Annotated in this window: 15 protein-coding genes; 6 read left to right on the top strand and 9 right to left on the bottom strand. The window is 64.2% G+C overall.

Annotated features, from left to right (window positions below; all coding sequences use genetic code 11):
• The first annotated feature begins 146 nt into the window (after positions 1-146).
• Genes BMY03_RS23070 through BMY03_RS23080 form a run of 3 tightly spaced genes read left to right on the top strand, consistent with a single transcriptional unit; the run spans position 147 to position 3,120 of the window.
• Positions 147-2,264, top strand: coding sequence for a putative bifunctional diguanylate cyclase/phosphodiesterase (locus tag BMY03_RS23070; RefSeq protein ID WP_094012351.1), 2,118 nt, complete (start codon positions 147-149; stop codon positions 2,262-2,264).
• Between the two features lie 38 nt (positions 2,265-2,302).
• Positions 2,303-2,803, top strand: coding sequence for a M48 metallopeptidase family protein (locus tag BMY03_RS23075; RefSeq protein ID WP_023631708.1), 501 nt, complete (start codon positions 2,303-2,305; stop codon positions 2,801-2,803).
• 14 nt (positions 2,804-2,817) lie between these two features.
• The gene (locus tag BMY03_RS23080; RefSeq protein ID WP_023631707.1) at positions 2,818-3,120 is read left to right on the top strand and encodes a winged helix-turn-helix domain-containing protein; all 303 of its coding nucleotides are present in this window, start codon (positions 2,818-2,820) and stop codon (positions 3,118-3,120) included.
• Between the two features lie 19 nt (positions 3,121-3,139).
• On the opposite strand, the gene BMY03_RS23085 is transcribed toward BMY03_RS23080, so the two are convergent.
• Positions 3,140-3,592, bottom strand: coding sequence for a GNAT family N-acetyltransferase (locus tag BMY03_RS23085; RefSeq protein ID WP_094012352.1), 453 nt, complete (start codon positions 3,590-3,592; stop codon positions 3,140-3,142).
• A gap of 211 nt (positions 3,593-3,803) precedes the next feature.
• On the opposite strand from BMY03_RS23085, the gene BMY03_RS23090 reads away from it, so the two are divergent.
• Complete coding sequence (locus BMY03_RS23090) at positions 3,804-4,541, top strand: substrate-binding periplasmic protein (RefSeq protein ID WP_094012353.1); 738 nt, start codon at positions 3,804-3,806, stop codon at positions 4,539-4,541.
• Between the two features lie 27 nt (positions 4,542-4,568).
• Here BMY03_RS23090 and yccS read toward each other — a convergent pair whose 3' ends face one another.
• The 7 genes from yccS to BMY03_RS23125 form a co-directional block, all read right to left on the bottom strand.
• The gene (gene yccS, locus BMY03_RS23095) at positions 4,569-6,752 is read right to left on the bottom strand and encodes a YccS family putative transporter (protein WP_023631168.1); all 2,184 of its coding nucleotides are present in this window, start codon (positions 6,750-6,752) and stop codon (positions 4,569-4,571) included.
• A gap of 173 nt (positions 6,753-6,925) precedes the next feature.
• Positions 6,926-8,107, bottom strand: a complete 1,182-nt coding sequence (locus tag BMY03_RS23100; RefSeq protein WP_094012354.1) for a BaiN/RdsA family NAD(P)/FAD-dependent oxidoreductase — start codon at positions 8,105-8,107, stop codon at positions 6,926-6,928.
• A gap of 54 nt (positions 8,108-8,161) precedes the next feature.
• A complete protein-coding gene (gene dbpA, locus BMY03_RS23105) occupies positions 8,162-9,499 on the bottom strand; it encodes an ATP-dependent RNA helicase DbpA (RefSeq protein WP_244891349.1) in 1,338 nt (445 codons plus the stop codon).
• 111 nt (positions 9,500-9,610) lie between these two features.
• Positions 9,611-11,038 (bottom strand): multidrug transporter subunit MdtD, encoded by a 1,428-nt coding sequence (gene mdtD / locus BMY03_RS23110; RefSeq protein WP_023632381.1) that lies wholly within the window; start codon positions 11,036-11,038, stop codon positions 9,611-9,613.
• Between the two features lie 67 nt (positions 11,039-11,105).
• Positions 11,106-12,437: a TldD/PmbA family protein gene (locus tag BMY03_RS23115; protein WP_094012356.1), complete on the bottom strand. Its 1,332-nt coding sequence runs from the start codon at positions 12,435-12,437 to the stop codon at positions 11,106-11,108.
• A complete protein-coding gene (locus tag BMY03_RS23120) occupies positions 12,437-13,879 on the bottom strand; it encodes a TldD/PmbA family protein (protein ID WP_094012357.1) in 1,443 nt (480 codons plus the stop codon). The genes BMY03_RS23115 and BMY03_RS23120 overlap by 1 nt, the downstream gene beginning before the upstream one ends.
• Positions 13,880-14,066: 187 nt before the next feature.
• Positions 14,067-15,863 carry an acyl-CoA dehydrogenase gene (locus BMY03_RS23125; protein ID WP_094012358.1) on the bottom strand — a complete coding sequence of 599 codons (1,797 nt, stop codon included), beginning with the start codon at positions 15,861-15,863 and terminating at the stop codon, positions 14,067-14,069.
• A gap of 296 nt (positions 15,864-16,159) precedes the next feature.
• Between BMY03_RS23125 and BMY03_RS23130 the strand changes: the two genes are divergently transcribed.
• Entirely contained in the window at positions 16,160-17,170 is a 1,011-nt protein-coding gene (locus BMY03_RS23130) for an RHS repeat-associated core domain-containing protein (RefSeq protein ID WP_094012359.1), read from the top strand.
• A 119-nt stretch (positions 17,171-17,289) separates the two neighbouring features.
• Here the strand turns inward: BMY03_RS23130 and putA are convergent, their stop codons facing one another.
• Complete coding sequence (putA, locus tag BMY03_RS23135) at positions 17,290-21,240, bottom strand: trifunctional transcriptional regulator/proline dehydrogenase/L-glutamate gamma-semialdehyde dehydrogenase (protein WP_094012360.1); 3,951 nt, start codon at positions 21,238-21,240, stop codon at positions 17,290-17,292.
• A 361-nt stretch (positions 21,241-21,601) separates the two neighbouring features.
• Between putA and putP the strand changes: the two genes are divergently transcribed.
• Positions 21,602-23,077, top strand: coding sequence for a sodium/proline symporter PutP (gene putP / locus BMY03_RS23140; protein ID WP_023630134.1), 1,476 nt, complete (start codon positions 21,602-21,604; stop codon positions 23,075-23,077).
• Positions 23,078-23,102: the final 25 nt, after the last annotated feature.

Consider the following 23,102-nt stretch of genomic DNA (forward strand, 5'->3'; position numbering starts at 1 on the left):
GCTGTCCACCGCTTATACCGTTAGTCGGCTAAGATCGGTTCCGATGGCTTATGGCCATGCGCCTGCATTGCGTCTTGAGATGCCGAGACTAGAGTAACAATCGGATCCAATTAAAAGTCGCAGTTGGACTTACCAAGAGAAGCAACATGGATGGCGCTTATTCTCAAACACCGGAAAGCAGTTCGGTTCTGCTGATCGTAGACGACTATCCGGAGAACCTCATCAGCATGCGGGCTCTGCTGACCCGCCAGGATTGGCAGGTATTGACCGCCAGTTCAGGGATGGAAGCCCTGAGCACCTTGCTTGAGCACGAGGTCGATCTGGTGCTGCTCGATGTGCAGATGCCCGAGATGGACGGTTTCGAGGTGGCCCGCCTGATGCGCGGCAGCCAACGCACCCGTTTGACTCCGATTATTTTTCTGACCGCCAACGAGCAGTCCGACGCCGCGGTGCTCAAGGGGTATGCTAGTGGCGCAGTGGATTACCTGTTCAAACCGTTCGACCCGCAAATACTCAAGCCCAAGGTCCAGGCTCTGCTGGAGCAGCAGCGCAACAGGCGCATGCTGCAACGGCTGACCCGTGAACTGGAGTCGGCGCGGGCGTTCAACGCCTCGATCCTGGAAAATGCCGCCGAGGGCATCCTGGTGGTGGATGAGGGGGGCAGCATCGATTTCGCCAACCCGGCCATCTCGCGCCTCCTGGATGCGCCGGTGGAGAAGCTGCAAGGCGCGCATATGCTGGACCTGATCCAGCTCCCCTGCGCCAATCTTTGGCCTGAGTCGGACTTTTACCAGGCCTATCTGGGGCGGCAGATCTTCCGTGTCCACGACGCCCAGTTGCGCACCCTCGGTGGTCAGTTGGTGCCCGTAGCGCTGTCCTGCGCGCCTTTGCCCGCCGAGCAGAAAGCCATGGTGGTCACGGTGCTGGACATGTCGGTGGTGCGTAGCCTGCACCAGCAACTGGAGTACCAGGCAGTGACCGATCCTTTGACCGGGTTGCTCAATCGCCGTGGCTTCTACCAGACAGCCGAAAGCGCGTTGCTGCGCAACGAGCGTTCAGACAAGGCCAAGGCCCTGATGTACATGGACCTGGACGGTTTCAAGCGGATCAACGACCTGCTCGGCCATGACGCTGGCGATACCGTCCTGCGCTGGGTGGCTGACCAGCTCAAGGAATGCCTGGGCAGCGAGGCGCTGCTGGCGCGTATGGGCGGCGACGAGTTTACCGCCCTGTTCGATGGCCTGCCGTACCCCGAGCAGGCCGGCCGCTACGCCGAGAAACTGCTGGAGCGTATGTCGAGCTTCCAGCAGGTGGATGGGCTGGAGGTGAACCTGGGGGTGAGCATCGGCATTGCCACCTACCCGGACTGTGGCGCTAACGTGGAAGGCCTGTTGCGCGCCGCCGACGCGGCGATGTACGCGGCCAAGCAGGCCGGACGCCAGCAGTATCGCTTCTACGACCAGGAACTCAATGGCCGCGCCCGCTCGCGGCTGATGCTCGAGGACAGTGTGCGTACAGCCATCGAGCAGAATGACTTCACTCTGGTCTACCAACCGCAGGTGGCTTTCACCGATGGCCGCTTGCGGGGCTTCGAGGCGTTGTTGCGCTGGCAGCACCCCAGCGTTGGCGACGTGCCGCCCGGGTTGTTCATTCCCCTGCTGGAGGAGGCTCGTCTGATCAACCGCCTGGCCAGCTGGATCTATCGCAAGGGCGCCGCGCAGCGCAATGCCTGGAGCGAGCGCTTTGGTTCGCAGCTGGTGCTGGGCATCAGCCTGAGCCGCGCCCAGTTCACCATGCCCGGGTTGGTCGATGAACTGGCCCAGGTGATCGAGAAGCATCAACTGCAACCCGCCCAGCTGGAGGTGGAGGTGGCCGAGACCTCGTTGATGTACAACATCGACGCGGCGGTGAAGCAGGTGCACCGCCTGCGAGAGCTGGGCATTCGCGTGGCGTTGGACGACTTCGGCGCCGGCGACTGCTCGTTGCGCATGCTGCGCGACCTGCCTATCGACACGCTCAAGCTCGACCGCCACCTGGTCGCGCGGTTGCCGGACTCGGCGGCGGATATCGCCTTGGTGCGCAGCGTCATCGACCTGTGCGCGGCCTACGACATCACGGTAATCGCCGAGGGTGTCGAGACTCGGGCCCAAGCCGAATGGCTCAAGGGCGCCGGTTGCGCCTACGTGCAGGGGTTCCTGGTGGCCCGGCCGCTCACTGCCGACGCCGCTGGCGATTTCCCGGCGCTTTTCCCATGGGCGTCGTGATTGGCTAAACTCGCGTCTTCTCGTTCCGAACGCCAGCCATGACCGCCCTACGTTACCTGCAAGCCTACCCGCCGCACCTGCAGGAACAGGTGCGCCAGATGATCGCCAGCGATCGCCTGGGCGACTACCTGCGCCAGCGCTATCCCGAACGCCACGACGTGCAGAGCGACAAGGCCCTGTACGGCTATGCCCAGGAAATCAAGCAGCAGTACCTGCGCAGTGCGCCGCCGCTGGACAAGGTCCTGTTCGACAACCGCCTGGACCTCACCCACCGTGCATTGGGCTTGAACACGGCGGTATCGCGGGTGCAGGGCGGCAAGCTCAAGGCCAAGAAGGAGATCCGCGTCGCCTCGTTGTTCCGCGAGGCAGCGCCGCAGTTCCTGCGCATGATCGTGGTGCATGAGCTGGCGCACCTGAGGGAGCGCGATCACAACAAGGCGTTCTACCAGCTCTGCCAGCACATGGAGCCGGACTACCATCAACTTGAATTCGACCTGCGCGTCTACCTGACCTATCGGGAACTGCCGGGCAACACCTGAGGGACAAGCACCCCATGACCACGGAAGTGAGCAAGACCCGCAGCAGCTTCTACCGCCGCCTTTACGTGGCCTGGCTGATCGACAGCCAGACCGCCACCAGTGTGCCGGCGTTGATGGAGGCCACCGGCATGCCCCGGCGTACCGCCCAGGACACCATCGCCGCCTTGGCCGACCTGGACATCATCTGCGAGTTCGAGCAGCAGGCCGGTGCGCGCAACCATGCCGGCCATTACCGGATTCACGACTGGGGCGCGATCGACAAGCAGTGGATCATCCAGCACCTGCGGCAGATCCGTGACGTACTGGGCTACCCTTGAGCGTCGCGGGGCAATGCCCTCAGCCCTTGCGCATGCCGATATGCGGAATATCGTCCTCGAGGTACTCCTCGCCCACCACCTCGAAGCCATGGCGGTTGTAGTAGCCCTGCAGGTGCGCCTGGGCCGACAGGTACACCGGCGTCCCCGCCCAGCAGTGCGCTGCGCACTCCAGCCCCTTGAGCAGCAACTGATGCCCCAGCCCGCCCCCACGCGCCGACGGGGCGGTGACCACCCGGCCGATCACCACGTCGCCATTGTTTGATTGCGGGTCGAGCAAACGCAGGTAGGCCACCAATCGGTTCCCGTCCCAGCCCATCAGGTGCAGGGTATCGCCTTGCAGATCGAGCCCGTCGACTTCCTGGTAGGCGCATCGTTGCTCGACCACGAACACCTCGGTGCGCAGTTGCAGGATGGCGTAGAGTTGTTCCTTGGCGAGGTCGCCATGGTGCTTGCAGATCCACTCGATGGACATGGGGGGTCTCCTTCGGTTGACCGTCGATCATCGCAAATCCAGGCGGTCACGACGAGGGAGAATGACGCCGTCCAGGATTCGGCCAAAATAGAGGCTAAATGACATTATCGTCCGCTGCCGCCAGGATTTGGCTTGTGTAATCTGCAACCTCTGTTGCTAGTTAGAGATCGCCGTCACCAGCGTGGGCCCCCAACTTCGAAAGGATTTGAGCATGCGGCCACTGCTTTGCGTTCTTGCATTACTGGGACTGTTGTGCGCGGGGCCTGCCCTGGCCCATGGCAAGCTGCGGCTGGTGGCCGACAGCTGGCCGCCTTTCACCGATACCGGCATGCCCGGTGGCGGCCTGGCCACCAGCATCGTCACCACGGCGCTGACCCGTGCCGGCTACGCCACCGAGTTCGAGGAGGTGCCCTGGGCCAGGGCGCTGATGGGGGTGGGCGAGGGGCGCTACGATGTGTTGATCAATGCCTGGTACAACCAGGAGCGCACCCTGATCGGCCAGTTCTCTGCAACCTACCTGGTCAACCGCATCCGCCTGCTCAAGCGTGAAGGCGAGGCTTTTGCCTATGCCCGCCAGGCTGACCTGTACCCTTACACCATCGCCGTGGTGCGCGACTACGCCTATTCCCCCGAATTCGACAGCGACGAACGCCTGAACAAGGTACTGGTGCGTAACTTTTCATCAGCGGTGCGCATGCTGGCGGCCGGGCGGGTGAACCTGGCGGTGGAGGATGAATACGTGGCGCGCTACAACCTGCAGCGCGAGCCGCAGCAGGTGCGCGAGGGTGTGACCTTCGTCGACCCGCCGCTGGGCGAGAACAGCCTGCACATCCTGGTGAGCCTCAAGCACCCGGAGCACAAGAAGATCGTGGCGCGTTTCGAAAAAGCCATCGCCACCATGAAGGCCGACGGCAGCTACGCCCGCCTGATGCGCCAGCATGGTTTCTGAGCCCGCTCCTGGTGTGGGAGCGGGTAATCAGGCGGGCTGGCCTTCCTTGATCAGATGCCCGGCCAAGGTCCGCAACGGCCCCAACTGCCGGCAGATCAGCGCCAATTGCGTCTGCACCAGGCGCTGATGCTCGTCCAGTTCCTCGGGCATCTGTTCCAGCGCGTTGGCCAGCGCCTCCTCGGCGTCACTGTGGATCGCCACCGGCAAGCGTGCCGCCAGGCCATTGGCGATCTCGTCCAGGCTGCTGGCCAGGCTCCGCCCGGCACCATCGATCAACTGCTCGTGGACTTCGGCCGGCAGCGCTGTATCGCGGTGCGCGCCCAGCCCCGAGAGGTAACTCAGCAAGGTATGTGACAACACCAGGAAGCGGAAGCCGACGTCGGCCTCCTTACGGAAATGTCCTGGCTCCATGAGCATGTTGGCCAGGGTGGTCGACAGTGCCGCGTCGGCATTGTGCGCATTGCGCCGGGCCAGGCGGTAGGCCAGGTCGTCACGCTTGCCATGGGCGTATTGCTGCATGATCTGGCGCAGGTACTCGCTGGCGCAGGCGAGGGTGTTGGCCAGTACCTTGTTCAACCGTCGGCCTTGCCAGTCGGGCAGGAACAGGAACACCGCGAGGATGGCGATCAGGCTGCCGACCAGGGTATCGAACAGGCGTGGCAGGAACAGCCCGTAGCCATCGCCGATCTGGTTGAAGCAGAACAGCACCATCAGGGTGATCGCCGCCGTGGCCAGGGTGTAGCGGGTGGTGCGGTTGACGAAGAACACCACCCCCGCGACCACCGCGAACAGCGACTGGACGATCGGGTTGGGGAACAGGTCGAACAGCGCCCAGCCCACGGTCAGGCCGATGGCGGTGCCGATGATCCGCTGCACCAGTTTGCGCCGCGTCGCGCCATAGTTGGGCTGGCAGACGAACAACGTGGTGAGGATGATCCAGTAGCCCTGGGTCGGGTGGATCAGGTGGACCATGCCATAGCCCACCGACAATGCCAGCGACAGGCGCAGGGCGTGGCGGAACAGCAGCGAGGTGGGCGTCAGCTGGGTGCGCAGGCGTTTCCACACATCCTTGAAGTTGCGTGGTGAGCGGTCGAGCAGGCTGCTGTCGCTGGCATCGGCCAGGCTGTCCGGGTTGCTGGCGGCGCTGAGCAGGCGGTCCAGCGTGGCCAGGTTGGCCGCCAGGGCTCGTAGTGAACGCAGCAGGCCGCGCCAGGCTGGGTTGTTCTGGGTGCGCAGGTGCTCCAGCGAGGCATTGAGGTCTTCAAGGGCCTCTGGGTAGCCGCTGGCGAGTACGAAGGGTTGGCGCAGGCGGATCGAGCGGGCCAGTTCCTGGCAGGATGAGCCCTGTTTGCGCAGCAGGCGCTGGCAGCGGAACATCACATCGCTGTGGAAAAACGCCTCGGTCAGCGCGTTGTAGGGGTAGTGCGAGGCGCTGACCCGCTCATGGATGTCCTGGGCCAGGAAGTACAGCTTGAGGTAGCGGCTGACCTTGGAGTTGGGCTGGCTGTTGCCGACCCGGTGCAGGATGATTTCCTTGGCAGCGTTGAGCGCGGCGACCACCTTGCCATTCTGTTTTGCCAGTTCCAGGCGCGTGGCCTCGACATCGAGGGTGCGGACCGGCTCGAACAGACTCGCCTTGAGCTTGAGGTAGCTGCCCAGCTCGTAGAACAGCCTGGCCAGGCTCTGTTGCACCGGCTGGTTGGAAAACAGCGCCTGCCACAACACCGACAGCAGTCCGTACCAGGCCGCACCCGTGACCAGCAGCAACGGCTCGTGCCAGAAATCGCTGACCTCTCCGCCGCGCTGGTCGACACCGATCATGGTGTAGACCGAGAGGATCAAGGTGGCCGAGGCGATCGCCCCATAGCGTTCGCCCAAGGCTCCGAGCATGGTCAGGGAGAACGCCGCCAGGGCCAGCGCGACCGCGAAGATCCAGGGGTAGGGGAACAACAGCTCGACCGACAGCGCGGCGACGGCGAAACAGCCCAGGGTCACCAGCAGGGCACTGAGGCGTCCCTGCCAGCCATCGTCGGTCTCGGCCAGGGCGCTGGCGATGATGCCCAGGAACAGCGGGATGAGCAGGCTCATCTCGTTCTGGTACCAGCACCAGGCCATGCTGCCGGTGAGGGCGATGGTCACACGGATGGCATAGCTGAACTTGTCTTGGCCCCACAGGCGACGCAATGAATGGCGGAACGAGCTCGATGACATGATGGCCTGCTGGGCAGTATTCGAAAAAGAATCTCTGGGGCTTCATCGCAGGCAAGCCCGCTCCCACGAGCCGAGTCGGTCTTCGTGGGAGCGGGCTTGCCCCGCGATGGTTTTTCACCCTTCGCAGCGATGGACCAGCAAGAAGCGTTCCGTGCTGCTGAATGGATTCTACTCTACACGAACTGCGCCGCAGCGTTGGCCGAAGCCCAAGCCCACTGGAAGTTGAAACCGCCCAGGTGCCCGCTCACGTCCAGCACTTCGCCGATGAAGTACAGCCCAGGGCTCTTCAGCGATTCCATGGTTTTCGAAGACACTTCGCGGGTATCCACCCCGCCCAGGGTCACTTCTGCAGTGCGATAGCCTTCGGTCCCCGCCGGAACCACCTGCCAGGCCGCCAATTTTTCGGCGACCTGCGCCAGTTCCGCAGGGGTGTACTGCTTCAGCGGCTTGGATTCGAACCACTGCTCGGCCAGCAAGTTGGCCAGCTTGCGGGTGAATACCTCGGCCAGCACGGTCTTCAGCTCGCTGTTGGGACGCTCGGCTTGTTGGCCTTGCAGCCATTCCAGGGCGTCGCGATCAGGCAGCAGGTTGATCTCCAGCGTGTCGCCGGCCTCCCAGAAGGACGAGATCTGCAGGATCGCCGGCCCGCTCAGGCCACGGTGAGTGAACAGCAGGTTCTCGCGAAAGCTGGTGCCATTGCAGCTGGCGATGCAGTCCAGCGAGGTGCCGGACAGCTCGGTGCACAGTGCCTTGAGCTGGGGCTCGGTAATGGTGAACGGCACCAGGCCGGCGCGGGTGGGCAGCAGTTCGTGGCCGAACTGGCGGGCGACCTGGTAGCCGAAGCCACTGGCGCCGAGCGTCGGGATCGACAGGCCGCCGGTGGCGATCACCAGTGACTGGCAGGCGAATGGGCCGGCGCTGGTCTGCAGGGTGTAGCCGGCCTCGGTCTTTTCGATCTTGTCGATGCTGGTGTTCATCCGCAGCTCGGCGCCGGCCTGGTCGCACTCGGCCAGGAGCATGTCGAGGATGTCGCTGGACTTGTTGTCGCAGAACAGCTGGCCGAGTTTCTTCTCGTGGTACGGCACACCGTGCTTGCACACCAGCTCGATGAAGTCCCACTGGGTATAGCGGGCCAGCGCCGACTTGCAGAAGTGCGGGTTGTGCGAAAGGAAGTTGGCGGGTTCGGTGTACATGTTGGTGAAGTTGCAGCGCCCGCCGCCGGACATGAGGATCTTCTTGCCCGGTTTGTTGGCGTGGTCGAGCACCAGCACCCGGCGCCCGCGCTGGGCGCTGAGCAGGGCGCACATCAGGCCGGCGGCGCCGGCGCCGAGGATGATCACGTCGGTGGAGTGCACGGTTTTACCTCTTCAATGGCCGGCGATGGGCTGCACAGCAGCCCCAAAAAGACTTCAGACGATACGGACTTTCAGGGCGCGACCCTTGATCTTGCCGCTGTTCAGGCGCTGCATGGCCTGTCTGGCCACTGCCCGCTCCACGGCCACGAACGCGACGAAGTCGAAGATGGCAATCTTGCCCACCTGCTTGCCTGGCAACCCGGCGTCGCCGGTCAGCGCACCGAGAATGTCACCCGGGCGCAGCTTGTCCTTGCGCCCGGCGGCGATGCACAGGGTGGTCATTGGTGGCAGCAGCGGCTCGCCACCTTTGCTTTTGAGGCTGTCCAACTGTTCCCAGCGCAGCGGCTGCTTCTGCAGGTCTTCTATGGCCTGGGCGCGATGGCCCTCGGCCGGCGCCACCAGGCTGATCGCCACGCCTTTCTCGCCTGCACGACCGGTACGGCCAACGCGGTGCACGTGGATCTCGGCATCACGCGCCAGTTCGACGTTGATGACCATGTCCAGGCCATCGATGTCCAGGCCGCGGGCAGCGACGTCGGTTGCTACCAGCACCGAGCTGCTGCGGTTGGCGAACATGGTCAGCACCTGGTCACGGTCGCGTTGCTCCAGGTCGCCGTGCAGGGCCTGGGCGACGATGCCCTTGGCGGTCAGATGGGCGACGACGTCTTCGCACTGCTGCTTGGTGAAGCAGAACGCCACGCAGGACTGTGGACGGTAGTGGCCGAGTACACGGGTCACGGCGTCTAGGCGCTGCTGAGCGTCGATCTCGATGAAGCGCTGTTCGATCTGGTTGTCGCTGTGCAGCGCTTCGACCTTGACCTGCTGCGGCTGGCGCATGAAGGCCTTGGCCAACTGCTCGATGCCGGCCGGGTAGGTGGCCGAGAACAGCAGGGTCTGGCGGCGCGACGGGGTCTTGCCGATGATGCTGGCGATGGCGTCGAAGAAGCCCATGTCGAGCATGCGGTCGGCTTCGTCGAGCACCAAGGTGTTGAGTCCGTCGAGCACCAGGGTGCCTTTGTCCAGGTGCTGCTGGATGCGCCCCGGGGTGCCGACGATGATGTGCGCACCGTGTTCCAGCGAGGCGATCTGCGGGCCGAGCGAGACGCCACCGCACAGGGTGAGGATCTTGATGTTGTCCTCGGCGCGGGCCAGGCGACGCAGCTCCTTGGCCACCTGGTCGGCCAGCTCGCGAGTCGGGCACAGCACCAGCGCCTGGCAGCCGAAGTAGCGCGGGTTGATCGGGTTGAGCAGGCCGATGCCGAAGGCGGCGGTCTTGCCGCTGCCGGTCTTGGCCTGGGCGATCAGGTCCTGGCCCTTGAGGATCACCGGCAGGCTCTGGGCCTGGATCGGGGTCATCGAGGCGTAGCCCAGGGCGTCCAGGTTGGCCAGCATGGCGGCGGACAGCGGGAGGGTGGCAAAGGCGGTGGTTTCAACGGTCACGAGGCGGGCCTGCGGCTGGAGCGAAAAATGTCGCACAGTCTACCAGCCTCACAGCCATTCGCCCTACGACTCGACGTGTTCTTCCGGACGACGAGCGCGCCTTCCGTCTGTCGGCGCCAATTGCAGGAAAATCGCCGCCGCCAGCATGGCCATCACGCCGATGGTGACGAAGGTCAGCTGGAACGCCCCCAGGGTGCTTTCCACGCCTTCGGCGCTGCCAGCCGCGGTGAAACCACCGAGCAGCGCGCCGGCGCAGGCTACGCCCAGGCTCAGCGACAGTTGCGCGACCACCGACAGCAGGCTGTTGCCGCTGCTGGCGCTGGCGTCGTCGAGGTCGATCAGGGTCACGGTGTTCATCGCCGTGAACTGCATCGAGTTCACCGCGCCCAGCATCGCCAGCTGCGCCAGCAGCAGCGCATACGGCGTCTGTTCATCGACCAGCCCCAGGCTGGCCAGCAGCAGGCCCAGCAGCAGGGTGTTGCCGGTGAGCACGATGCGATAGCCGAGGCGCTCGATCAGCGGCCGGGCGACCGACTTGGCGAGCATCGCCGCCGCCGCCAGCGGAATCATGCTCATCCCGGCCTGGGCAGGTGAATAACCCAGCGCCACTTGCAGCAGCAACGGCACCAGGAAGGGCAGGGCGCCGCTGCCAAGGCGGGCGAACAGGTTGCCGAGGATACCGATGGCGAAAGTGCGCACGCGGAACAGTGACGGCGAGAACAGTGGCTCCGGATCGCGCCCGGCGCGCAGCCAGTAGGCGGCCAGGCAGGCCATGCCGGCGAACAGCAACAGCATCACCCGCAGGTGCGGCAGGTGCAGTTCGCCCAGCCCTTCCATGGCAATGGTGATCAGCACCATCGCCGCGCCGAACAGCAGGAAGCCCGGCCCGTCGAAGGTGGTGCGCTCGGCGCCGCGCAGGTCGGGGATGAACCTCCACACCGCATAGCAACCCACGGCGCCCACCGGCAGGTTGAGCAGGAAGATCCAGTGCCAGCTAAGAATTTCCACCAGCCAACCGCCCACGGTCGGACCAAGCAGTGGCCCGAGCAGGCCGGGGATGGTGATGAAGCTCATGATCCGCACCAGTTCGCTGCGCGGGTAGGCGCGCAACACCACCAGCCTTCCGACTGGCAGCATCAGGGCGCCACCCAGGCCTTGCACCACCCGGGCGAAGATCAGGAAACCGAGGCTGTTGGCCATGGCACACAACAGCGAGCCGAAGCTGAACAGCAAGATGGCGCTGAAGAAGATGCGCTTGGTGCCGAAGCGGTCGGCAATCCAGCCCGAGGCCGGGATCAGCAGGGCCACGGTGAGCATGTAGGCGATGATCACCCCCTGCATGCGCAGCGGGTCTTCGGCCAGCGAGCGGGCCATGGCCGGCAGCGCGGTATTGAGGATGGTGCCGTCCAGCGATTGCATGAAGAAGGCGATGGCCACCACCCAGGGGATCCAGCGGGCGGTGACGGGGTCCAATGGTGCGCGGTCGGGCATGAGAAACCTCAGGCGAGTGTAGGGCCCATTGTAGGAGCAGGCTCGTGGGAGCCCGCTCCCACGCATGTTACAAGGTGAGGGTCAGCCCTTTGACCAGCGCCCCCGGCAGATGACTCGACCCGGTGCTGCGCTGTCCATAGGTGCTGGTCGACAGGATCATCTCGCGCTCCTGGCTCAGGTCCTCCAGCTGGTTGCCCAGCAGGTTGTACAGGCTGTCGTCGAAGCGCATGGTGCTCACCGGGCCCTGGATCTGCCCGTTCTCCACCCAGAAGGTGGCGAAGCGGGTCAGCCCGGTCATGCGCGCCGCTGGCAGGTCCGAGTAGTTCAAGTACCAGAGGTTGCTGATGTAAAGGCCGGTGCCCAGACGTTCGAGAATCTGCTCGCAGGGCAGGTTGCCCGGCGCCAGGCTCAGCGCGCAGGGCGACTCGTAGCTGTCGGCGCCGTTGGCCTGCTGGCCGAATTCGACGGCGCTGCGCGCACTCACCAGCCGCTCCAGCGCCCGCCCTTCACCGATCAGCAGCAGGTCGCGGCGCGGCGAACCCTCGTCGGAGAAGGCCGGACTCAGCGAGCCGCTGACCTGTTCGCGGAAACTCACCAGCGGGCTCAATTGCGCGTCGCCGTTGTACAGGCGCTGCAACGGGCTGTTGCCAGTGGCCAGCGCCTGCGCGGAAAAACCACCCCAGCACAGCATGCCGGCGATTTCGTCCATCGCCGCCGGTGCCAGGTAGGCGCGGTAGCTGCCGGGCTTGAGGGTGACGGCCGGGCGCCCCAGGTGCGCCAGCTGTTCGCGAGCCTGACGCAGGCGTGCGGCAAAGGTTTCGCCACTCCAGGCCTGCCCTGCGTAGTTGGCTTTGACGGCCTGGCCGTTGGCGTGGAACAGGCTCCAGTCAAAGTTGAAACTGTTGGCCTGGTGCCAGCCAAAGGCGCCGAACGAGCTCGCGAAGCCACGGCAGATGGGGCCGGCGGCATAGATGCCGACCAGATCCAGGTCGCCGGCTTCGCGCTCGACCAAGGCCAGCACTTCGTCCAGCTCGGGCAGTGGCTGCTCCAGCAGGCTATGACTGTGCCAGGCGCTGTAGTCGAGGTTCAGGTAGGGATCCACCGCCAGCAGCGGCAGGGTCTGGCGCAGTTGCGCGAGGGCGTCGTGCAGGCGCTGGCGGTCGAGTTCGGCATCGTCGCCCAGAGTGATCTGCTGCTCTGCCTGGCGTCCTTCGCGGACCAGCCGCAACTGCACGCTGGCCTGGCTGACCAGCCCGGCCTGGCGCACCTTGGCATGGTTGAAGCGCACGAACTGCGAGTGCTCGGCGCTGTAGCCCAGGGTGAACTGCTCGCCGGGCTGCACGGCGGCGTTCAGGCTATCGAGCAAGCTTTCGAAACGTTGCTGGTAGGCGGTGCTCATCAGGCGTCCCCTCCGAATACGTCGATCTGGCGGAACACGCAGGCCGGCGAGGCATGGCCGACTCGCACCACCTGGTTGGGCTCGCCTTTGCCGCAGTTGGGCGTGCCGAGTACCTGGAAGGTGCTGCGGTCACCGACCGCCGAGAGGTTGCGCCAGAAGTCGGCGGAGATGCCGCGATAGTTCGGGTTCTTCACCACGCCCTTGAGTTCGCCGTTCTCGATCAGTTGGCCCCACTCACAACCGAACTGGAACTTGTTGCGCGCATCATCGATGGACCAAGAGCGATTGGTGCGCATCAGGATGCCGTGCTCGATGCCGGCGATCAGTTGCGCAAGCGTCTGCTCGCCCGGCTCGATGTTGAGGTTGGCCATGCGGTCGATCGGCGCGCGGTTCCAGCCGCAGGCGCGGCTGTTGGCCACGCCGTCCAGGCCCGAGCGCAGTTGCGACAGGGCGCCACCCAGGGGGCGCACCAGCAAGCCATCGCGGATCAGGAACTGCTTGCTGGCCGGGGTGCCGTCGTCATCAAAGCTGTAGCTGGCCAGCTCCTCATGGATTGTCGGGTCGAAGGTCACGTTGAGCAGCTTCGAGCCGTACTGCAGATGGCCGAAATCGCTGGCTTTGACGAAGCTGGTGCCAGCGTAGTTGCGCTCATCGCCGAGAATGCGGTCCAGCTCCAGCGGGTGGCCGATGGATTCGTGGATCTGCAGCATCATCTGGTCGGGCATCAGCAACAGATCGCGCTGACCAGCCGGGGTGTTCGGCGCCAGCAGCAATTGCAGCGCCTCGTCGGCCACCCGGCGGGCCGCGCCGACCAGGCCGCAGCGCTCGACCACTTCGAAGCCGCCTTGCTGCCCGAAGTTCTCCCGGCCCAGGCTGCGGCTCTGGCTGTCCTGGCCGTCGCTGGCGGTGACGCCCAGGCCTGGGTAGATGAAGCGCTGGGCGTGACGCAGCTCGGCGCCGGCGGAGTTCAGGTAGGTCTGCTCGACCACGCTGAAGCCCAGGCTTGCCTGCCAGTCCACAAAGCGCTCGTCCCTGGGTACGCTGGCGGACTCGGCGGCGAGCAGGTCCAGGCAGTCGGCGAGTTTGGGCAGGGACTGTTCGAAGTTGGGCGATACATGATCGTGACGCCCGCTCGGGGCGGCCTGGCCACTCAGGTCGAGCAGGCTGCTGGCCTTGATCCTCCGGGCGAGTGCCTCGGCCTGTTCCAGCGCGCGTTGCAGGCCTGCCTGGGACAGGTCGGCGGTGGCCGCGTAGGCCTCGACGCCGTTGACCCGCACGGTGAGCATGGCGCCTTCGTCCTGGCTGAAGAAGGGCGGCTCGGCGACGTTGCGCCGAACCGACAGTGACTGGTGCGATTGCTTCACATGGCGAAGCGAGAACAGTTCGGCCGTGCTGCGCAGCGCGGCGAAGCGCTGGCGCAGCAGGGTGCTGGAGTCGAACATGGAAATCTCCGTGTGTGCGGTGGCTCCCCCTAGGCTTTATACGAAAAGTGCCTGCGCGTCGATCATGCTGCGTTGAAAACAGGCTCGGAATGCTCATTTGCAACCTGCAAAGTCGAGCGCGACTCCGACCGTTCCTCGCCTGTTTTCGCCTTGCCTGATCGCCGCTCGGCGACTTTTCGTACAAAGCCTAGAACCACCCCTCTTGCATGCCCAGGCACGTATCGTCGCGGGCCTCGAGCAAAGCGAGGTCATTATGGCAGCCCGGCACTTCCCAGGTGAGGAAATAACGCGCGGCCTGGAGCTTGCCCAGGTAGAAGTCGCGGTCGCTGCCCTTGAGCAGGCCGACCTCGGCATGGATCGCCTGCTCCAGCCAGCGCCAGCCGATCACGCAGTGGCCGAAGGCCTTGAGGTACAGCGCCGAGTTGGCCAGGGCCCCAGCGACCTTGCCTTGGCCCAGGTCACCGAGCAGGGCGAGGGCGACCGCTTGAAGGCGATTGACCAACTGCTCCAGCGGCTGGCGCAGTGTGTCGAGGTTCGGGTGATGGCTGGCGCGCTCGCAGGTGCCGGCGATCAGGCGGATCAGTTGCTTGAGCCCGGCGCCGTTGTTCTGCGCCAGCTTGCGCCCGAGCAGGTCGAGGGACTGGATGCCTTCGGTACCTTCGTGGATCGGGTTGAGGCGGTTGTCGCGGTAGTACTGCTCGACCGGGTACTCGCGGGTATAGCCGTGGCCGCCGAGGATCTGGATCGCCAGCTCGTTGGCCTTCAGGCAGAACGCCGAAGGCCAGGACTTGACGATGGGCGTGAGCAGGTCGAGCAGCTCCAGGGCTTGCCGGCGTGCCTCTGCATCCGCCGCGGTGTGGGTGTCATCGAACAACCGGGCCGCGTACAGGCCCAGGTCGAAGGCACCCTCCACGTAGGCCTTCTGTGCCAGCAGCATGCGCTTGACGTCGCTGTGCTCGATGATCGGCACGGCGGGGCTGTGCGGGTCCTTGTTGTCCGGCAGGCGGCCCTGTGGGCGTTGGCGGGCGTACTCCAGTGAATACAGGTAACCGGCGTAGCCGAGCATCACCGCGCCCATGCCGACGCCGATGCGCGCCTCGTTCATCATCTGGAACATGCAGGCCAGGCCCTGGTGCGGCTGGCCGACCAGGTAGCCGACGCACTGGCCGTTGTCGCCGAAATTGAGCGCGGTAGAAGTGGTGCCGCGCCAGCCCATCTTGTGAAACAGCCCGGCCAGCAGCACATCGTTGCGCGGGCCCAGGCTGCCGTCGGGGTTGACCAGATACTTGGGCACGATGAATAGCGAGATGCCCTTCACCCCGGCTGGTGCGTCCGGCAGCTTGGCCAGGACCATGTGCACGATGTTCTCGGACAACTCGTGATCGCCGCCGGAGATGAAGATCTTGTTGCCCTTGAGCCGGTAGCTGCCGTCGCCTGCGGGTTCGGCGCGGCTGCGGATATCGGCCAGTGACGAGCCGGCATGGGGCTCGGTCAGGGCCATGGTGCCGAAGTAGCGGCCCTCGATCATCGGCTGCAGGAACAGGCGCTTCTGCTCTTCAGTGCCGAAACTCTCGATCAGGTTGGCCGCGCCCATGGTCAGGAACGGGTAGGCCGTGGTGCCAGCGTTGGCCGCCTGGAAGTGGGCGAAGCAGGCCTGCGATACCAGGCTTGGCAACTGCATGCCGCCGACGTCGAAGTCGCGGTTGGCGTTGAGAAAGCCCGCTTCGAGGAAGGCGTCCACGGCCGGTTTCACTTCCGGGATCAGCTCGGCGCGGCCGTCCACGTAACGTGGCTCGTTTTCATCGGCTTTGCGGTTGTGCGGGGCGAAGTACTTTTCAGCAATGGTGCGTGCGGTGGTCAGCGCCGCGTCGAAGGTCTCGCGGCTGTGCTCGGCGAAGCGCGGACGCTGGGTCAGGGCCTCGGCGTCGAGGACTTCGTAGAGTTCGAAGGCGAGGTTGCGGCTGCTGAGGAGTTGCTCGGACATGGCGGCATTCCTGGTTCGGGTTGCAGCGAGTCTAGGCGGGGTGGTGGGGCAGGGGACAGGTTAATTGGTGTGGGTGATATGGGGGCAGAAGTGGCCATCGCCCAGGCTGCCTCGGGCGCCGGGCGCTATGGATTCCCACCAAGGCCGCTGTCGCGGGCTGCCGTTTCTCGAGCCGGGCTAGCATGAACCTTTCACCCTAACACCTGCCTGCAGCTGTCGAGACTAGTAAAAGTACCAGTTTCAGAGTGCTCCACGACTATCAATACTTGTTTGAGATTCCTTTTGGCAGGTGTGCGATGAAGTATTTTTTCTATATGGAAGGTAGGCCTGTTGTCGTCGGGGAAGTGGGGGCGGGCAGGCGTATCGTGCGTGGAGCCGGAGGTGCCTTGGCTCAGGTCGGGCAGCGCGACGGGCTGCTTACCGGCACACGCAGCGATGGTTCGATCACCTTCAGCGCCTGGGGCTCCGGGCATTTTGGCCATGTCTATGGTCCCTACGGCTTTGAGCCTTCTGGGGATCACGCTGCCTTACTGGGCTATGCCGGTTATCTACGGGACTCGGAACCTGGCCGCTATCTGTTGGGAAATGGGCATCGTATGTACAGCACGAGGCTGATGCGCTTTAACAGCCCTGATGTACTGAGTCCATTTGCTGCCGGAGGGTTGAATGCATATGCCTATAGTGAGGGAGACCCCATCAATCGTATTGATCCCTCAGGACGGGTTGGATATCAATTTAACCAGACAACCGTAGGGAGATGGCCAGAACAGCGCGTTGTCTGGAGTAGGACAGTCCCACAGGTAAACAGCCAGAGTCCTGGCAGTGTGGTTTTTACCGGCGCAGCAAACTTAACGGATGCAATGACGCTCCATGTGGACAATCGTGACAGATTTGTGGGGCCAAACTATGACGCATTGCAAGCCGATTTTGAAAGTCTGATCCCCTTGGGCATGAAGCCGGAAGACTATGGTCAGTGGGTTTCCCCTGAATTGAGCAAGCAGTCACTGCTTGTCAACAGACGGTCTGCAGTGGGGGCGCTAGAAATTTTGGATAGTCTTGCGTCCGGCGATTACAGGATGGATCACCAGAATCTCTATTTGATAAACAAGAAGACGAGGAGTGTAAAGATTCATGGAGGAGTTATTAGCTCCGATGCCAAGGAGGTTTTCCATCAATATCTTGTGTTCAAGGAGTCTGTTCCCTTGCACAAGAGGCTGCTAGGTGATCAGTGGAAAAGAAAGTTTTCGAATACGCAACAATACGTAAATCTTAAGATGGCGTTAGAAATAAGGGCTTACTGGAATTAGCCAACATGATCAGCGCCCCTACCTGTTCACCCATAAGCATCGCGGGGCAAGCCCGCTCCCACAAAGTCCAAAACACGACCTTGTAGGAACGGGCTTGCCCCGCGATGGTGTCAGCCGTCTTAACCGATGGTCATCAGGCTGGCGTTACCACCCGCTGCCGCGGTGTTCACGCTCACCGCCCGCTCGATCACCAGGCGCTCCAGGGCGATCTGGTGATCGCCGCTCGACAGTCCATGCACGCCGACGATCGCGCCGGCACGCTTGGCCACCTGCTCGCAGACGCCGCGCAACTGGTCGGAGTGACCGTGGTGGATGACCGCGTCGAAGGCGACCTCATCCTTGCTCCAGTCCGCCACCAGCTTGATCTTCGCTTGCAGCTCCTTCGGCAGTCGGGCGCGCACGGTCTTGCCCGGCTCGCCGTCCTGGAACACCGCCGAGCTACCCACGGCCAGTACCGCCGCCAGCTGGGCCAGCAAGTCGGCCTCGTTGTCGGCCAGGCACAGCACGTGTTCGCGTGGCAGCACGCTGTAGGTGTTGCGCTCGCCGGTCGGGCCTGGCAGCACGCGGGTGATGCCGCTCTGCGACTGCTCGGCGAACTGCTCGCACAGCGCGACCAGGTCGTTCATCTGGCTGCTGGCCGCCCAGGTCTTGAGGGTGGTCAACGTCTTGAGCTGCTGGTCGCGCAGGGTGGTGTCGGCCTTGCTGCGCGCGTCGTCGGCCTGGAAGTGGCGGGCGATGGCGTCGGCCGGGCGGGTCGACAGCAGGCGGTACAGGTACAGCGGGCCGCCGGCTTTCGGGCCGGTGCCCGACAGGCCTTCACCGCCGAACGGCTGCACCCCGACCACGGCGCCGACGATGTTGCGGTTGACGTACATGTTGCCGGCGTTGACGTTGTCCACCACCTTGGCGATGGTCTCGTCGATGCGGGTGTGCACGCCCAGGGTCAGGCCGTAGCCGGAAGCGTTGATCTGCTCGATCAGCTGGTCCAGGTCCTTGCGGTTGTAGCGCACCACGTGCAGCACCGGGCCGAAGATTTCGCGCTTGAGCTCGTCGAAGCTTTCCAGTTCGATCAGGGTCGGCATCACGAAGGTGCCGCGCTTGATTTCTTCACCCTCGGCGATGGCCACCTGGTAAACGCTGCGGCCTTTGTCGCGCATGCCCTGGATGTGCTTCTCGATGCCGGCCTTGGCTTCGGCGTCGATCACCGGGCCGATGTCCACCGACAGGCGCTCCGGGTTGCCCAGGCGGCTTTCGGCCATGGCGCCCTTGAGCATCTCGATCACGCGGTCGGCGGAGTCCTCCTGCAGGCACAGCACACGCAGGGCCGAGCAACGCTGGCCGGCGCTGTCGAAGGCCGAGGACACCACATCGATCACCACCTGCTCGGTCAGCGCCGAGGAGTCGACGATCATCGCGTTCTGGCCGCCGGTTTCGGCGATCAGCGGGATCGGACGGCCCTGGTTGTCCAGGCGCCCGGCAATGTTGCGTTGCAGCAGGCGGGCGACTTCGGTGGAGCCGGTGAACATCACGCCCTTGACGCGCTCGTCACCGACCAGGCCGGCGCCGACGGTTTCGCCCTGGCCCGGCAGCAGTTGCAGCACGCCTTCGGGGATGCCGGCTTCCAGCATCAGGCGCACGGCCTGGGCGGCGATCAGCGGGGTCTGCTCGGCCGGCTTGGCCAATACCGGGTTGCCGGCGGCCAGGGCCGCGGCCACCTGGCCGGAGAAGATCGCCAGCGGGAAGTTCCACGGGCTGATGCACACCACCGGACCCAAAGGGCGGCAGTTGTCGTTGCGCAGGTCGTTGCGTGCCTGCACCGCGTAGTAGCGCAGGAAATCCACCGCCTCGCGCACTTCGGCGATGGCGTTGGCGAAGGTCTTGCCGGCTTCGCGTACCAGCAGGCCCATCAGCGGCTGGATATCGGCTTCCATCAGGTCGGCGGCGCGTTCGAGGATCGCGGCGCGCTCGGCCGGCGGGGTGGCCTGCCAGATCGGCGCGGCGTTGAGCGCGCACTGGATGGCGTTGTCGACGTCGGTGACGGTGGCTTCCTGCACATGGCCGACCACATCGCGATGATCGGACGGGTTGAGCACCGGTGCGGCCGGCTGTTCGCTGGCGGCGCAAGCCAGCAGCGGCGTGGCTTTCCAGTCGTTGTGTGCGGTGGCCAGCAGGGCGCAGGACAGCGACGCCAGGCGGTGTTCGTTGGCCATGTCGATGCCGGCCGAGTTGGCCCGCTCGCTGCCATAAAGCGCGCGCGGCATCGGGATGCGCGGGTGCGGCAGGCCGATGCTGCCTTCCTGGGTGCCCATGCGCTCGATGCTGGCGACCGGGTCGGCTACCAGTTCCTGGATCGAGATCGAGTGATCGGCGATGCGGTTGACGAACGAAGTGTTGGCACCATTCTCCAGCAGGCGGCGGACCAGATATGCCAGCAGAGTTTCGTGGGTGCCGACCGGGGCGTATACGCGGCACGGACGGTTTAGCTTACCTTCGGAGACTTTGCCTACCACTTGCTCGTACAGCGGCTCGCCCATCCCGTGCAGGCATTGGAACTCGTACTGGCCTGGGTAGTAGTTCTGCCCGGCAATGGTGTAAATGGCCGACAGGGTGTGGGCGTTGTGGGTGGCGAACTGCGGATAGATGGCTTCTGGCACGGCCAGCAGCTTGCGGGCGCAGGCGACGTAGGACACGTCGGTATACACCTTGCGGGTGTAGACCGGATAGCCTTCCAGCCCCTCGACCTGGGCGCGCTTGATCTCACTGTCCCAGTAAGCGCCCTTCACCAGGCGGATCATCAGGCGGTGACGGCTGCGCTTGGCCAGGTCGATGACGTAGTCGATCACGTACGGGCAGCGCTTCTGGTATGCCTGGATGACGAAGCCGATGCCGTTCCAGCCGGCCAGCGACGGCTCGAAGCACAGACGCTCGAGCAGGTCCAGCGACAGCTCCAGGCGGTCGGCTTCCTCAGCGTCGATGTTCAGGCCGATGTCGTATTGCTTGGCCAGCAGGGTCAGCGACAGCAGGCGCGGGTACAGCTCGCTCATCACGCGCTCGTACTGGGCGCGGCTGTAGCGCGGGTGCAGGGCCGAGAGCTTGATCGAGATGCCCGGGCCTTCATAGATGCCGCGGCCGTGCGAGGCCTTGCCGATCGAGTGGATCGCCTGCTCGTAGGAGGCCAGGTATTTCTGCGCGTCGTGCTCGGTCAGCGCGGCTTCGCCGAGCATGTCGTAGCTGTAGCGGAAGCCCTTGGATTCGAACTTGCTGGCGTTGGCCAGGGCCTCGGCGATGGTCTCGCCGGTGACGAACTGTTCGCCCATCAGGCGCATGGCCATGTCGACGCCCTTGCGGATCATCGGCTCGCCGCTCTTGCCGATGATGCGGGTGAGCGAGGAGGTCAGGCCGGATTCGTTGTGGGTGCTGACCAGCTTGCCGGTCAGCAGCAGGCCCCAGGTGGCGGCGTTGACGAACAACGATGGGCTGTTGCCCAGGTGTGGCTGCCAGTTGCCGGTGCTGATCTTGTCGCGGATCAGTGCGTCACGGGTGCCTTTGTCGGGGATGCGCAGCAGGGCTTCGGCCAGGCACATCAACGCCACGCCTTCTTGCGAGGACAGCGAGAACTCCTGCAGCAGGCCCTGGACGATACCGGCGCGGCCACCGGCGCTCTTCTGGTTGCGCAGCTTGTCGGCCAGGCTGGCGGCCAGCTTGTTGGTGGCTTCGGCCTGGGCCGCGGGCAGGCGAGCCTGCTCCAGCAACATCGGCACTACTTCCTGCTCGGGGCGGCGGTAGGCGGCGGTGATCGCCGAGCGCAGGACCGACTGCGGCAGGATGCTTTCGGCGAATTCCAGGAAGCACTGGTGGGCGTGGTCGGCGGCGACTTCGCCGGCGTCGTCGCCAGCGGCGGCATGGCCGTTGAGGTCGTTCAGGGTGGCGCCACCCTCGAGCTTCTCGAGATAGTTGAAGATCGCTTGCTTGATCAACCAGTGCGGCGTGCGGTCGATGGACTGCGCAGCTGCTTTGAGTCGCTCACGGGTCGGGTCGTCGAGTTTGACCCCAAGGGTGGTCGTCGCCATTTCTTATCCTCGTTATTGCCACGGATGTGGCCTAAGCTGGCGGCAAGATTAGCCTGTAGGACAATTCGGGTGCAACCGGGTGCAACCCGATTTTTTCAAGGTAAAGGTGCTACTCGTCTGAAGGATGTTTCCATACAACCGAAACGGTCTTTATTGGTTCAATTTGTTATGGAAAACGCTTTGTTTGCTCCGAATTGGAGCAAGAATGCGGTTTTATCTGAAAATGCATGGCTGGGTGCAACTGGCAAATGAAAAATGGTTGCACCTCGTTCACGTTGTTGCATAGGATTCGCCGCCTGGGTGCAACCGCCGTCGTGCACGGCGGGTCGCAAGAGATAAAAACAACGCCAGGGCACAACTCATGGGCAATCCACTAACGATCACTTTCGTGGTCTACATTGCGGTAATGGTGCTGATCGGCTTTGCCGCCTATCGCTCCACCAAGAACCTTTCCGACTATATTCTCGGCGGCCGTAGTCTCGGCAGCGTGGTCACCGCGCTTTCCGCCGGCGCATCGGACATGAGCGGCTGGCTGCTGATGGGCCTGCCGGGCGCCATCTACTTCGCCGGCCTTTCCGAGGCCTGGATCGCCATCGGCCTGACCGTTGGCGCCTACCTGAACTGGTTGTTCGTCGCTGGCCGGCTGCGTGTGCAGACCGAACACAACGGCGATGCCCTGACACTGCCGGACTACTTCGCCAGCCGTTTCGAAGATCAAACCGGCCTGCTGCGGATCATCTCGGCGATCGTCATCCTGGTTTTCTTCACCATCTACTGCGCCTCCGGCATTGTCGCCGGCGCCCGTCTGTTCGAAAGCACCTTCGGCATGTCCTATGAGACCGCCCTGTGGGCCGGTGCCGCAGCCACCATCGCCTACACCTTCGTCGGTGGCTTCCTGGCGGTGAGCTGGACCGACACCGTGCAGGCCTCGCTGATGATCTTCGCGCTGATTCTGACTCCGGTGATCGTGTTGATCTCCACCGGCGGCTTCGACCAGACCTTCGCTGCCATCGACGCGGTGAACCCGGCGCACTTCGACATGTTCAAGGGCGCCACCTTCATCGGCATCATCTCGCTGATGGGCTGGGGCCTGGGCTACTTCGGCCAGCCGCACATCCTGGCGCGGTTCATGGCTGCCGACTCGGTGAAGTCGATTGCCAACGCCCGTCGCATCTCCATGACCTGGATGATCCTCTGCCTGGCCGGTACCTGCGCCGTGGGCTTCTTCGGTATCGCCTACTTCTCGGCGCACCCTGACCTGGCCGGTCCGGTCACCGAAAACCACGAGCGCGTCTTCATCGAGCTGGCCAAGATCCTGTTCAACCCATGGGTCGCCGGTGTGCTGCTTTCGGCCATCCTGGCGGCGGTGATGAGCACCCTGAGCTGCCAACTGCTGGTGTGCTCCAGCGCCCTGACCGAAGACTTCTACAAGGCCTTCCTGCGCAAGAACGCTTCGCAGAAGGAGCTGGTATGGGTCGGTCGCATGATGGTGCTGGCCGTCGCGTTGATCGCCATCGCCATGGCCGCGAACCCCGAAAACCGCGTGCTGGGTCTGGTGGCCTACGCCTGGGCCGGCTTCGGTGCCGCCTTCGGCCCTGTCGTGCTGCTTTCGGTGCTGTGGAAAGGCATGACCCGCAATGGCGCGTTGGCGGGCATCGTGGTCGGTGCGCTGACCGTGATCGTCTGGAAACAGCTGGATACCGGCCTGTATGAGATCATCCCGGGCTTCCTGTTCGCCAGCATCGCCATCTTCCTGGTGAGCAAGCTTGGCAGCCCGACGAACAGCATGGTTTCGCGTTTTGAAACCGCTGATGCGCAGTATCACGCCGACAAGTAATACCTGCTGATTCGGCGTTGTCCCT

The organism is Pseudomonas soli (assembly GCF_900110655.1).
GTDB lineage: Bacteria > Pseudomonadota > Gammaproteobacteria > Pseudomonadales > Pseudomonadaceae > Aquipseudomonas > Aquipseudomonas soli.